Source organism: Bacillus sp. AR13-1, from assembly GCF_008042285.1.
GTDB classification, from domain to species: Bacteria; Bacillota; Bacilli; order Bacillales; family Bacillaceae_G; genus Bacillus_A; species Bacillus_A mycoides.
Window position 1 is genome coordinate 129,419 of the sequence record NZ_QNUA01000014.1, and the last position, 12,372, is coordinate 141,790.

The following is a 12,372-nucleotide window of genomic DNA, read 5'->3' on the forward strand; positions in this document are numbered from 1 at the left end:
GGTTCTGTTGCAAAGTTTGAAAAAAGCATAAACAGGTTGGTAAATGAGGAACAATGTTTAAGAAGTGGCTAGTAATTGTTGAAGCTCATTGTACGTTGAAAAGGCGTAGTCTCTTTGAAGACTTCGCCTTTGTTTATATAGGGCATGAATGGTCTCAATACCTTTTATCGTACGTGAAGCATGACGAAGATTTTGAAATCCTGCGGATTTGACAAAGCGTCTCTTTACATGCCTATGATCCTGTTCAATAAGGTTGTTTAAATGTTTGATTGTAGTTTGATAAAATCCTTGTTTTCTTAATTTGTTAAATGCGCAAAGTAATGCCGGGGCTTTGTCTGTAGTGAGAACCGTTGGTTCTCCAAAATGTTTTACTAATCTTTTCATGAAGGCATAGGCAGCCTGATGATCCCGTTTTTTACGAAGTTGAATATCCAATGTGTGTCCATCTTTATCAATTGCACGATAGAGATAACGCCATTCTCCCTTAACTTTGATATAAGTCTCATCCAAATGCCAAGATAAGCGTGCAGATTTATTTTTCACTTTCCAAATTTGATAGATGAGATTTCCATATTCATGAACCTATCGCATGATGGTTGTTGGATGAACTGAAATACCACGTTCTTTCATGATTTCAGATACATTGCGATAACTTAAAGAAAAACGGCAGTAGTAGCCGACAGCTACTAAAATAATATCTTTCTTGAATTGTTTTTCCTTTAAAATATCTCATGTCTGATTCTCCTAGATCCTGTTTTCTAGAGTGTAGCTTCATGTAGAGAACTTTGCAACGGAACCGACAATCCTGTCTTTAGAAAGTATGAAAAGAACATCTGAAATTTTAAAATTTATTGAGGATGATATAAAGGGCAGCGATAGGTGCGGATTATAAACTTTGGCTAAAGATTCGAGAATACAATCAAATTAATCGCTACATTTCTTGGCCAAACCTCTTGTCAAGATTCTCCTATAAAAATAGTGGGAAATATAAAATCAGACGAATGTTGAACATGTTTTTGGGAGTCTATTATTTTTTATCTTTGTATTTCTTTTATCTGGGAATCATAAAAGGATAGTACTATTACATTATAGTTTTTCATATACATAAAACTATTTCTCAATTAATTCCTAGAAAATATGTATAGTTACCCTCACTGCATATTAATATTTAATTAATTTGTATAAATATCAAGATAATTAACGAATAATGACTTTAATTCTCTTATGTATTCCTTCTCATTTATGTTGAGTTTCGTGAGTATCAGTTACTGTAATCTTCGAAAATTATTTATATAAAATATCCTATGTTATAAAAATATAAAAAACATATCAGGTCAGACTTCTTTTGAAAAATATTTAAAAGTATTACGAAACTAAAAAAAAAAGAGTACGTTTGTTATGTAAATAAATTTTAAGGAGTGGTAATGTTGAAACGTTCACTAGGTTTATTATCAACTGCTGTTGTAACAGCATCAATGTTATTCGGTGTAAGTGGTCACAGTGCATATGCTGATTCACTTTCAGAAGAAAAAGATATGTATCAAGTAGCGGCAAAAGAATCAACTGAATGTAAGAAACAAGGACAGTATAAAGTGTGTGAAACGCCAGAACAAGCAAAAAAATGGGGAGAAAAACAATACAATAAATGGAAACTAAACAAAAATGAACAGACTGTTTTAAATAGCTATACAAAATATGCTGGGAAATTTAATACACCACTTAGAGATAACAAAGGAGACATAACAAAGATTAAAAATCCAAACGACAAAAATAATATTCTAGCTTTAGACAGCGTATTAAATAGGGGGGAGATACCTGAGGATGTAATTTTATTCAGAGGAGATGATCCTATTGCATTTATGGATGACCCTAATAAATTAATAAAAAATGGTAAAATCGATAAAGAAGAATTTAATAAATTGAAAGAAAAATATAAAGGGAAATCTAAAACGGAATATGGATATATAAGTACTTCTTTGCTATCTAATACTCCAATAGTTAGCACAAAAGTTTTCCAAATAGAATTTAAAACATTAGCTGGAACACACGGAGGATATATAGAAAAACATAGTTCTTATCCAGGACAATATGAGTTTTTACTACCTAGAAATACAACTTATATTATAAGTAAAATGGAATTAAGTAATGATGAAAAGCATATAAAAATTGAGGCATTAGTAAAAAGGTAATAACAAAATCACCTTCGTATTATTCAAAGCTTCCTTTTAATATAAGTTTTTGAAACTTATATAAATAGACAGTAACGCGACTTTAATTGATGGAATAGTATGAATATATAAGTCGACGGATGTACAGCAGCACTACATATCTTACGTTAACATGTTATGAAATTTGATAGAGTTGTTATATTGAAAGTACATTTGGTCTATTAGTGGCTGTTGTGATAGCGGGAACACATGAGGGTATATAAACTTACGTGGTTATTATCCATGATAACTTGAATTTCTATTACAGGAACCATAACTTACATCATAAGTAAAATGGAATGGAAACATTAGTAGAGTAGTGTTCATAGGATCGTGTCTGTATTTAAAAATATTTTTTTAAGGAGCAGAAAAAATGAGCCGAAAAAAACAGATATTCACCGTTATATGTGCATTTGGGATAGGATTAGCAAGTTATACTAATTGTACTTCTGCAGAGGTTTTAGACAGTACTTCATTAAGAAATACTTCAACTATATCAAATTTCCCCCAAGTATCAGCTGTTGCTAAAGAGATGAAACCCTTTCCACAGCAAGTAAACTACTCTGGTGTTATTAAACCAAATCATGTTTCGCAAGAAAGTTTGAATACCTCAGTTATAAATTATTATAACAATTGGAAAAAGAAGTATCTAAAGAATGATCTTTCTTCACTACCAGGTGGCTACTATGTCAAAGGAGAGATTACAGGGAATGCGGATGGTTTTAAACCGTTAGGAACTTCAGAAGGCCAAGGTTATGGTATGATAATCACGGTCTTAATGGCAGGTTATGATTCAAACGCCCAAACTATTTATAATGGCTTATTTAAGACAGCGAGAGCTTTTAAAAGTTCCGAAAACCCAAATTTAATGGGTTGGGTTGTAGCCGATAGCAAAAAAGCGCAAGGGCATTTTGATTCTGCGACAGATGGGGATTTAGACATTGCTTACTCACTTCTTCTTGCTCATAAGCAATGGGGATCAAATGGCACAATCAACTATTTGAAAGAAGCTCAAAATATGATTACAAAAGGTATTAAGGCTAGTAATGTGACCAAAAATAATAGTTTGAATTTAGGTGATTGGGGTTCGAAAAGTACATTTGATACTAGACCTTCCGATTGGATGATGTCTCATTTAAGAGCGTTCTACGAATTTACAGGGGATAAAACTTGGCTTTATGTCGTTGACAATCTCTACAATACTTATACGCAGTTTACAAATAAATACTCGCCAACTACAGGATTGATTTCTGATTTTGTTGTAAAAAATCCACCACAACCTGCACCTAAAAACTTTTTAGATGAATCAAAACATACCGATGCATATTACTATAATGCGAGTCGTGTACCACTCCGAATTGTTATGGACTATGCAATGTATGGAGAAAAGAGAAGTAAGGTGATTTCTGAGAAGGTTACTACGTGGATAAAAAATAAAACAAAGGGTAATCCATCTAAAATTGTAGACGGTTATAGCCTAGATGGAACAAATATTGGTGATTATCCAACAGCTGTATTCGTTTCACCATTTATTGCCGCTGGTACAACCAACAGTAATAATCAAGCTTGGGTGAATAGCGGTTGGGATTGGATGAAGAATAAGAAAGAAAGCTATTTCAGTGATAGTTATAATCTATTGACCATGTTATTTTTAACTGGGAATTGGTGGAAGCCAATTCCTGATGAAAAAAATATACAAGGCCCAATAAATTCAGAAGTTCAGTCTGAATTTAAGGAATAGCTTATAAAAAAACGTAGGAATACATACTCCTACGTTTTTTGTTCACACATTTTCTTGTTTATATGAGGGGGAGTAGTCATCACTAACAACTTAGCATTTCTGATTCTGGTGCAAACAATCTATCAAACTTGGGCATTCTGATACTGGCACGCTAAAAAGGGCGTGATCAGTATGAATAAGCTATATTTATTCAAATGGACACAAACAAATTTTCTTAATAGAGGGAAATTTTTCGGCTGCAGCAATCACCCGAACTGTAATATTGGCTTACCCAAAAAAATAAAAGAAAAAGCGATCCCTGCAGCACAAGTCAAAAAACTGTTTGAAGATAATAAAACAGATGTTATCAAAGGGTTTAAATCAAATGGGAAAGAGTTTTCTGCTTATCTATCATTCATAAACGGTGAAATTCGTTTTAGTTTACCTACAGTTGAAGAATTATCACTAGGTCAGTGCCCAAAGTGCCAAAAGGGACAAATTCTAAACCGTAAAACATTTTTCGGGTGCTCAGACCATAAAAACGGATGTAATTTTATGTTGCCAGCTAAAATTAAAGGTAAGAAATTATCGGATAGTCAGATTAAGAAGCTATTAAATAGTAATGTAACAGACTTCATTAATGGTTTTAGTGGGGAAAAAGGAGAATTCACAGCTGCAATTAGATTAAAGCCGGACCTTAGCATTTGTTTTGAATTCCCAACCACAGATGATCGTACGGTAGGTAAATGTCCTTTATGCCAAGAGAGAGTAATAATAGGTAAAACGAACTATTTGTGTGAACGTTATAAAAAAGGTTGTGATTTCATTATTTCAGGTACGATACTTGAAAAAAAAATCACAACAAGTCAGATCAAGAAGTTATTAGAAAAGAATATGACGGATATAATCCAAGGCTTTATATCGAAAAAAACGGGGAAATCGTTTGGTGCAAAATTAACATATGACTCCGCACAGAAGAGAATCATTTTTTTATATGAGAAGAAGAAATAATATCATAAAATCCTAAATTTCATATATAAAATTAATAAGAATTATGATATGATGAAAGTAACAAAATACTTCTAAATCTACCTGCAAAAGGACACACCTACGCATACATATGCCATAGGTGTGTCCTTTTTTCGTTGTCTATAAATCCCTAAAAAAAATAGAGAGGGGGAAGATATATTGCGTACGAGTGAAATACCATCTACAGATGTATCTTTTGAGAATGTGGAGAGTCATAAGCGTAATAAGGGGAATGAAATATCAGCATGTCCCAAATGTAAAAAACAATCATTCAGGGCTACGTTTAACGAACATCCAAAGTGGGTTCGATTTTGCTTATGTTGTGATTATAAAGAAGTTAATCCAGCATATAGTCCATTTGTATATTAAGTAGAGTGATACTATTAGGAAAGGATACTACGGTATGAAACCATGGATTAAGATTGCTTGTATAACATCATTAGTCTTTCAAATTACAGCATGTAGCAGTTCAACACAAATAAATGATTCGAGACCTGCACAAACGGCCCAGAAAGCAATCCTGCAGAATGTAGAAGGAAAGAGTAATGTTGATATTTCGGAAGCATACAGGGACAAATTAAAAGGCTTAGAAACGGGTAAAGGAAAAGTAATGCATGTAAAAGACGGAGATACAGTAGATGTGAAAGTAAACGGGAAGAGGCAGACGGTAAGGTTACTTTTATTAGACACCCCTGAATCTGTTTCTCGAAAGATTCCGCCACAAAAGATGGGTAAAGAAGCATCTTCTTTTCTAAAGAAACAAATAGAAGGAAAAGATGTAACCCTGGTATTTGATCATGGACAAAAAGAAGACAAGTATGGCAGAAAATTAGCGTATATATTTTGCGAGGGAATACATGTAAATGAATTAATGGTCAAATTAGGATACGGGATTGTAGCTTATATTACTAAACCGAACACTACGCTGCTTCCACAAATGTTAGATGCAGAAAAGAAAGCAAAATCAACTAAAAGTGGAGTGTGGAGTATTAAAGGTTTTGTGGATGAAAAGAAACATCATTATAACCGAAATGATGCCGCTTAACGCATATCACTCAAGCATAGTAAGAATACTAATGCTTTGAGATTAAAATAAGGAGGTTTTTAAGTGTGAAAGAGAATAAAAGAAACAGGATCTTATCGTTTGTTATTTCGATTGTCTTTATATTTTCGAGCATGATGCCTTTCAGTAGTAACGAATACATCTATGTTATTTCAAAAATTGGAGCTGCAGCTGGTGTAATAAACATTGTGATGATGAGTGCTTTTTTGTATGTTCAAAGCAAAAAAAATGAGATATTCATTGAATTAAACTGTAAGAGAGCAAGTTTTCCTTACTCACATTAAAAAGAGAGTGGTAAGGAAAACCGTGAAGGAGATGGAATAGATGAGTCAGGTAGCGGGATTCTTGAAATTCGTTTTAGCGAAAGAAAAACGATACGTATATTTGGCTGTATCAGAAAAGAGAAACAAACGTGTAAACACGCACATTTATTATAAATTTGGTCAAATGGAAAAAGCATTGGAAAGTATGTACGAAATGCGGGATGATTTCGAGAATAAGTTCCCGATAGAACTAAAAGAAAAAGGCTATGACTGGGAAGATATCAACGATTGGATACTTTCCATTGAGACAGGATTCTCAAAGCATGGAAATAAGCTAATCACATACGGACGCTAAGTAGAGCAGAACATTAAATGAGGTGAATGAAGAATGGCGTTAATTCGAAAGTATCACATTACAATTGCTTGGACGATAGCTACTAGTGCAATGTTAATTAGTTTGTTTTTCAGTGAATGGATGAAGCTGCCGCCATGTGATTTGTGCTGGTACCAAAGAATGGCCATGTATCCATTAGTATTAATATTGGGGATAGGAATGTATAGAAAAGATCCTCATGTCAGCACGTATGCATTTCCATTTGCGTGTATCGGTTTAATGTTATCTGTATATCAAATTACAATTCAAGCGTTTCCTGTTAGTGAGATGAAGATTTGTTCAGTAGGAGTTTCTTGTACAGAAGATTACTTAAATTTATTCGGTTTCATCTCGATACCTATGCTATCTTTTGTTGGATTTTTAGCTATTATTATACTTTTATACCTTAGAGACGAAAGATAGAAGAGGGAAACCGATAAAACACCTTGTAAATAAATAGACATGAACATATATAACGTCAATTAATTCGAAAAAAAAATAAGAATGGAATATAGAAAAGGAGAAATTAAAAATGACAACATTACAAAACCAAAAAGAAATGAACCAAATTTCAGAGGCAGACGTAGAATTATTAAAAATCATGGCACATCCAGTTAGACTACAAATTGTGAAGGAATTGAATCACCGTAAGATCTGTAATGTAACGCAATTAACAGATCTACTAAAGATACCACAATCTACTGTTTCTCAGCATCTATCAAAAATGAGAGGAAAGATCCTACGTTCGGAAAGAAGAGGATTAGAGATGTATTATCATATTGAGAATTTCAAAGCTTGCCAGATTGTTAGTGTACTAGGTTTATAGAAAAAGTATTAGATAGCAAAAGTCCTCACAATAAGTGAGGACTTTTACATGCGCTTAGATTAAATTTGTTGTGGTGCACCACCATGGTCGCCGACACTATATGTAGGAGCAGGGTAATGTCCATGAGTAGCAAGTTGGTCTGTTTGAGAAAACTGAGTAATTCCCACCGTTAACGCCCCAATAAAAGCAATACCAGATAATAATAAAATAATTTTTTTCATTATTTTAACGCTCCTTTTTCGATGGATTTTCGTCTTGCTTGATAACAAATATGGAAATAGTCACTTACCTTTTTGTGGTTTTCTAATTTTCTACATATTGTAGCAAATAATTCAGCATATTCCACAACATAATCCCATAACTCTTCTTTCTCAAAGTACACAATTCCTTCTTGAATGATTTTTTCTAATTCTTCCAATGGAATATTTTCGTTTAAGCTATTTAAAATAGAGAAGTGATGCGTATATTCCTCGTTATTAATTCCCCTGCAGATCTGTATTCCCTTATCAATGAGTTGGCTGGCTGCCGATTGTTCTCCTAATTTATAATGTTCCTTAGCTTCTAGGAAGATAGCCTTAAAGTGCGTAGGCATTTTAGCTGTTACTTCTGAAAGATGACGAATAGCTAAAGTAGACATGTTTTGATCAGAATATAGCCACCCTATTGTACTTCTTACATATAACAAGGAATCTTCTTCCTTATTCTTTTTAAGTAAATCAATTGCAGAATTTAGATATTCTTCTGCTTGTTCGTACTGCTTTAAATAGATACAGCAGCCGCCTAGCAAGCTATTACAAAAGGCTGTTTTCACTTCATAGCCTTCATGATTCGAAAAGATTTCTTTTGATTTATTTGCGTATTCAATTGAAGTGAGCATGTTATAAGTATGGTGATAAAAAGTTGCGATTCTATAATAGAATTCAGCATGTTCAACTTCATCCGGTATATCTACTAGTATCTTTTCTGCCTGTTTATAATGTTCCTCCGCCATAGTATAATTTGCGATAAAAGTGGCATGCATGGCTTTGAAAAAGTGATAATAAAAGCGAAGAAATTGGTCTGTAGGCATATCATAATCGCTAATAGTATCAAAACTATTTTTTTGAATACTAAGGCTATCTGTTAAGACTGTGTAACGAAACTCAAGTAGTGAGTAATATAGTAACAAATTTTGATCCTGACAATCTTGATTCGGCTCAGTACTTAACTTACTAATTTTTTCATCGATTTCCTTTTTTAGATTGGTAGCTTTTAAAACTTGTTGAGATAACATAGATTGGTACCAGTCGTTCAATAGAGAGGTTAATTGCTCATTTCCCTTTACTAAAACACTCATTATATATTCCCCCATCCTATAGAAGTATCCTAATCCTATTTAATTAGTATCATCATAGCAAAATAACAGCATTATTTGAGTGATTTCGAGTTATTTTTCAATAAAATTCAGAAAAAATAGTTAATTTATAACGATTTTATTTTCATTAGTACTTTAACCTGTACCGATTCACGCAAAAGTGATAAGGTTAGTTTGATTAATTCACGTTTGCGTGAAAGGAGGGCGTTTAGAAATGAAAGTAGACCGAATTTTTGAAGGTACTAGTGAAGATGGAGTATGGAATAAGGCTATATTTAAGGTGAAAGAAGGTATCTATTATTATGTATCTGAGAATATTACGATTGAGGTAACTGGCCATGAATTTCTAGATGTAAGCACATTAGAAGAAGTGCACCAGGGGGAAGATCATAATTTATTTGCTGTAAAAGGGGATGAAAGAGACATTTTACAGCAGCTAGAGCTGGATGGTTTTGATAGTGAAGACGTTGAATGGGGGGACCTTAATCTGTTGGATAATGAAATTCTTAGTAGTACGGATGCAATAGAAGAATGGGGAATTGATGCATCAACTTTACGTAAAAGAATAAATGATTTTCCAAAAGGTTCAATTCGTAAAATTGGTACAACATATGCTGTTACTCGATTTGGAATGCGCTGCGTCTTCGGTTCAAATAAACAATGAGTAAAATACAATAGGGGAGTGGAGGTCAATGAAGAATCACACCAGGAGTTCTAAAGGGCAATTACTACAAACGAATAAGAAATGGTCGCATCTAAAGCAAAAACAGCGTGAAACCATTTCAAATTGGCTGAGAGAGGCTTATATAGAGAAGATTAAGGTACATAACCTTAGATTGAAACCGAGAGAACATGAGGATGTTTTAGAGAAGGTGATGAGTAAAATCTATGATCGTGAAATTTGGATTCCAGATTACGAAGTAGAAAAGTATTACAAAGGGAAAATAAATAAATGGTATAACAAACACATTTCATTGGAAGACAAAGATGATAAGGAGGAGAAAATATGAAACATAGTATCGGAAATGTTAGTACTTCATATATAATCCGTCTAATTTTAAATGATGTAGACACATTTATCACAGCAGGAAAAAGGCAATTTAATTTCTGCTCAGAATCCGGAATATCCTCTGTAGAGGAGCTAATTGCGGATTGGTTGGAATGGTTTAATGATTATCCAGAAGGTATATCACTAGATGAATTAAAAGAAATTGAAAAAGAAATAGGAGAATTGATGGGGAGTATGTCAATATGGTCTCATCATACAGAAGAAAGAGAAGAATTTATAAAGAAATTCAGCAGTTATTTTGGAGAATATATTGGTTTTTTCAACTTAATCAAGGATGTATACATAGAAGTATTGAAAGATGATTTATCGTATTAATATTTTAATTACTTAATGTGTTAATTTTAAGATGTATAATGATTAGGGTTGTATAGAAAATTTATAGGTGTAGGTGAATGTAGTGAAAAAACCAATTGATTTAAATTCTTTAGTTAGCAGTTATAAAAATTTACCAGAGGAAGCTTTTGAAGGAATTAAAAATTTTTTCAATTTTAATATTAGCAATGCAGAGATTGATCAGATTTCTGCTTTTATTGATAATTTAAATGTGGAGGATAGATTCTTTGGATATTTTTATGTAGGTTATAAGATACCTCAAATAGATAAGGAATTTGATCTGCTTAGATTTGGAGAAAATTACATCTTGAATGTAGAAATAAAATCTATTATGCAAGGAGATGCTGCTCGGGAGCAGCTAGTCAAAAATAAATATTATTTATCTTCATTAGGTAAAAGTTTGAAATTATTCACTTATATTGCAGAAGATGATAGTTTTTATCAATTGGGTGATGATGAAACTCTTCAGCCAGTAGATTTTCATGTTTTCGAAAAACTTTTAGTTAGTCAAAAAATAGAACACCATTCAAATTTAGATACCTTGTTTAATCCATCATATTTCTTAGTGTCTCCATTTAATGATATCGAGAAATTCGATAAAGGAGCATATTTTTTAACAAAACAGCAGCAAGAATTTAAGGACAAAATACTAAAAAACTTATCCCAGTTTACAATTTTAGAAGGTTTACCCGGAACTGGAAAAACGTTATTGCTTTATGATTTAGCAAAAGGATTCAATAAAACAAATGACATCGTTATAGTTCATACAGGGGATTTAAACACAGGGCATTTAAAATTAAACCAACAATATAAATGGAATATCATTCCTGTTAAAAATGTTAAACAGATTCAAAAACTTAGCCCTCAGATTATTTTTGTTGATGAAACACAAAGAATGTATCCATCGCAGCTGAAGGATATTATCAACTACATAAAGGAAAATAATACAATCGGTATCTTTTCTATCGATCCAAAGCAAATACTTTCAATTCGTGAACGTAATTACAATAATTTAAAAACACTCTGTTCTTTAAACAATCATAAGCATTTCAAACTAAGTAAAAAGATTAGAACAAATAAAGAACTTGGAGCTTTCATCAAAGGCTTGTTTAACTTAGAACATATGAAATACTGTAGAAATACCAAAAATATATCTATCCATTATTTTGATGAAATTAGCCAAGCGAGAGGGTTTGCAGAAGGAATGGAAAACGAAGGGTGGCAGATTATTGACTATACAGGTCAAAATTTTAATGGTGAAGCAATAAGGAGAATGCAACTGAACAGAGGATTAAATGCACATGGAGTTCTAGGGCAAGAATTTGATAAAGTACTTGTTTTAGTTGGTTCTACTTTTTATTATGATAATCAAAATAGTATTGCTGTAAGAAAAGCAAATTATTATGATCCGGAGAGAATGTTCTATCAATCCGTTACTCGCGCTAGAAAACAAATTATGTTGCTTGTTGTAAATAATATAGAATTTATGACTAAGATCATTAACTCATTGAATAATAAATAGCAGTCGTCTTAGAATTAATCGCTGAAATTAAATGAGTTTATTGTTACACCGTCTAAATTTGTGGGCGGTGTAATTTCGTTTTTTTGCTTTATTGAACAGGAGAGAAGATATAACCATGTAGTTACTCAAAAATAATTGCACAAAATGTTGATTTTGTGCAATTTTTTGTGGTTTTCATTCAAATTGTCGCCGTTCTATAAGTTCAATAGCTTTACGTTTTTCTCATTATTAATATTTTGTATAGATACTAGTAACTTCTAGAAAAGTATGAACAAGTTGATCTTGAAGTAGTACAAGACCTTTATTTTCCTTATAATAATTTTAATGAGCTTATAAATATTATTTTATAACTTTGGCTCATTTATCTCTTAAGGCTTTAAAGTATGTCTAGTGAGTAGATTCGGGTCTCTTACATATCCATAATTCCCCTATGCTTTTAGAGCGTTAAGTGGCTTCCTTATTTAAAAAGCAAAAAAAACTATGTTGCTACTATAGTCTATTACGGTTCGTTTTTTTTATTTTTGGGGATACTTTAAAACACTAGCTTGATGGAAATGGGGGTTCTACAAAATGAGCGCAAACTATTAACAAAACTCTTTTTTTATAGGAGTTC

Annotated in this window: 14 protein-coding genes and 3 pseudogenes; 13 read left to right on the forward strand and 4 right to left on the reverse strand. The window is 32.5% G+C overall.

Annotated elements, in window-relative coordinates:
* Nucleotides 1-57: 57 nt before the first annotated feature.
* Nucleotides 58-733: pseudogene (locus tag DN408_RS13065) on the reverse strand (IS6 family transposase).
* A gap of 691 nt (nucleotides 734-1,424) precedes the next feature.
* Between DN408_RS13065 and DN408_RS13070 the strand changes: the two are divergent.
* The 9 genes and pseudogenes from DN408_RS13070 to DN408_RS13110 all read left to right on the forward strand — a co-directional run bounded on the left by DN408_RS13070 (nucleotide 1,425) and on the right by DN408_RS13110 (nucleotide 7,481).
* Nucleotides 1,425-2,189, forward strand: a complete 765-nt coding sequence (locus DN408_RS13070) for an ADP-ribosyltransferase (protein ID WP_002166906.1) — start codon at nucleotides 1,425-1,427, stop codon at nucleotides 2,187-2,189.
* A gap of 391 nt (nucleotides 2,190-2,580) precedes the next feature.
* Nucleotides 2,581-3,948, forward strand: coding sequence for a family 8 glycosyl hydrolase (locus DN408_RS13075; RefSeq protein ID WP_002166907.1), 1,368 nt, complete (start codon nucleotides 2,581-2,583; stop codon nucleotides 3,946-3,948).
* Between the two features lie 213 nt (nucleotides 3,949-4,161).
* Nucleotides 4,162-4,938 (forward strand): annotated as a pseudogene (locus DN408_RS13080) (topoisomerase C-terminal repeat-containing protein); the annotation flags it as partial.
* A gap of 177 nt (nucleotides 4,939-5,115) precedes the next feature.
* Nucleotides 5,116-5,325: a hypothetical protein gene (locus DN408_RS13085; RefSeq protein WP_002166909.1), complete on the forward strand. Its 210-nt coding sequence runs from the start codon at nucleotides 5,116-5,118 to the stop codon at nucleotides 5,323-5,325.
* Nucleotides 5,326-5,359: 34 nt separating this feature from the next.
* Nucleotides 5,360-6,001 carry a thermonuclease family protein gene (locus DN408_RS13090; RefSeq protein ID WP_002166910.1) on the forward strand — a complete coding sequence of 214 codons (642 nt, stop codon included), beginning with the start codon at nucleotides 5,360-5,362 and terminating at the stop codon, nucleotides 5,999-6,001.
* A gap of 65 nt (nucleotides 6,002-6,066) precedes the next feature.
* Nucleotides 6,067-6,303, forward strand: coding sequence for a hypothetical protein (locus DN408_RS13095; RefSeq protein ID WP_002166911.1), 237 nt, complete (start codon nucleotides 6,067-6,069; stop codon nucleotides 6,301-6,303).
* A 40-nt stretch (nucleotides 6,304-6,343) separates the two neighbouring features.
* On the forward strand, nucleotides 6,344-6,637 hold the full coding sequence (locus DN408_RS13100) for a hypothetical protein (protein ID WP_147740173.1): 294 nt from the start codon (nucleotides 6,344-6,346) through the stop codon (nucleotides 6,635-6,637).
* 33 nt (nucleotides 6,638-6,670) lie between these two features.
* On the forward strand, nucleotides 6,671-7,078 hold the full coding sequence (locus DN408_RS13105) for a disulfide oxidoreductase (RefSeq protein WP_147740174.1): 408 nt from the start codon (nucleotides 6,671-6,673) through the stop codon (nucleotides 7,076-7,078).
* Nucleotides 7,079-7,187: 109 nt separating this feature from the next.
* On the forward strand, nucleotides 7,188-7,481 hold the full coding sequence (locus tag DN408_RS13110; protein WP_002139811.1) for an ArsR/SmtB family transcription factor: 294 nt from the start codon (nucleotides 7,188-7,190) through the stop codon (nucleotides 7,479-7,481).
* 59 nt (nucleotides 7,482-7,540) lie between these two features.
* Here the strand turns inward: DN408_RS13110 and DN408_RS31395 are convergent, their stop codons facing one another.
* Nucleotides 7,541-7,702 (reverse strand): hypothetical protein, encoded by a 162-nt coding sequence (locus tag DN408_RS31395; protein ID WP_016095068.1) that lies wholly within the window; start codon nucleotides 7,700-7,702, stop codon nucleotides 7,541-7,543.
* Nucleotides 7,702-8,817, reverse strand: coding sequence for a tetratricopeptide repeat protein (locus DN408_RS13115; protein ID WP_147740175.1), 1,116 nt, complete (start codon nucleotides 8,815-8,817; stop codon nucleotides 7,702-7,704). Before DN408_RS13115 ends, DN408_RS31395 begins: the two co-directional genes overlap by 1 nt.
* Nucleotides 8,818-9,049: 232 nt before the next feature.
* Between DN408_RS13115 and DN408_RS13120 the strand changes: the two genes are divergently transcribed.
* The 4 genes from DN408_RS13120 to DN408_RS13135 all read left to right on the forward strand — a co-directional run bounded on the left by DN408_RS13120 (nucleotide 9,050) and on the right by DN408_RS13135 (nucleotide 11,759).
* A complete protein-coding gene (locus DN408_RS13120; protein ID WP_147740176.1) occupies nucleotides 9,050-9,499 on the forward strand; it encodes a helix-turn-helix domain-containing protein in 450 nt (149 codons plus the stop codon).
* Nucleotides 9,500-9,527: 28 nt separating this feature from the next.
* On the forward strand, nucleotides 9,528-9,845 hold the full coding sequence (locus DN408_RS13125; protein ID WP_147740177.1) for a transposase: 318 nt from the start codon (nucleotides 9,528-9,530) through the stop codon (nucleotides 9,843-9,845).
* On the forward strand, nucleotides 9,842-10,219 hold the full coding sequence (locus DN408_RS13130) for a hypothetical protein (RefSeq protein ID WP_147740178.1): 378 nt from the start codon (nucleotides 9,842-9,844) through the stop codon (nucleotides 10,217-10,219). The genes DN408_RS13125 and DN408_RS13130 overlap by 4 nt, the downstream gene beginning before the upstream one ends.
* A gap of 82 nt (nucleotides 10,220-10,301) precedes the next feature.
* On the forward strand, nucleotides 10,302-11,759 hold the full coding sequence (locus DN408_RS13135) for an ATP-binding protein (RefSeq protein ID WP_147740179.1): 1,458 nt from the start codon (nucleotides 10,302-10,304) through the stop codon (nucleotides 11,757-11,759).
* 174 nt (nucleotides 11,760-11,933) lie between these two features.
* Here DN408_RS13135 and DN408_RS32470 read toward each other — a convergent pair.
* Nucleotides 11,934-12,080, reverse strand: a pseudogene (locus DN408_RS32470) (tyrosine-type recombinase/integrase); the annotation flags it as partial.
* Nucleotides 12,081-12,372: the final 292 nt, after the last annotated feature.

What these genes read in the sequence shown, in the direction of transcription:
- DN408_RS13115 (WP_147740175.1), bottom strand. Translation starts at nt 8,817, where the DNA reads ATGAGTGTTTTAGTAAAGGGAAATGAGCAATTAACCTCTCTATTGAAC.
- DN408_RS13130 (WP_147740178.1), top strand. Translation starts at nt 9,842, where the DNA reads ATGAAACATAGTATCGGAAATGTTAGTACTTCATATATAATCCGTCTA.
- DN408_RS13075 (WP_002166907.1), top strand. Translation starts at nt 2,581, where the DNA reads ATGAGCCGAAAAAAACAGATATTCACCGTTATATGTGCATTTGGGATA.
- DN408_RS13125 (WP_147740177.1), top strand. Translation starts at nt 9,528, where the DNA reads ATGAAGAATCACACCAGGAGTTCTAAAGGGCAATTACTACAAACGAAT.
- DN408_RS13120 (WP_147740176.1), top strand. Translation starts at nt 9,050, where the DNA reads ATGAAAGTAGACCGAATTTTTGAAGGTACTAGTGAAGATGGAGTATGG.
- DN408_RS13110 (WP_002139811.1), top strand. Translation starts at nt 7,188, where the DNA reads ATGACAACATTACAAAACCAAAAAGAAATGAACCAAATTTCAGAGGCA.
- DN408_RS13090 (WP_002166910.1), top strand. Translation starts at nt 5,360, where the DNA reads ATGAAACCATGGATTAAGATTGCTTGTATAACATCATTAGTCTTTCAA.
- DN408_RS31395 (WP_016095068.1), bottom strand. Translation starts at nt 7,702, where the DNA reads ATGAAAAAAATTATTTTATTATTATCTGGTATTGCTTTTATTGGGGCG.
- DN408_RS13100 (WP_147740173.1), top strand. Translation starts at nt 6,344, where the DNA reads ATGAGTCAGGTAGCGGGATTCTTGAAATTCGTTTTAGCGAAAGAAAAA.
- DN408_RS13070 (WP_002166906.1), top strand. Translation starts at nt 1,425, where the DNA reads ATGTTGAAACGTTCACTAGGTTTATTATCAACTGCTGTTGTAACAGCA.
- DN408_RS13105 (WP_147740174.1), top strand. Translation starts at nt 6,671, where the DNA reads ATGGCGTTAATTCGAAAGTATCACATTACAATTGCTTGGACGATAGCT.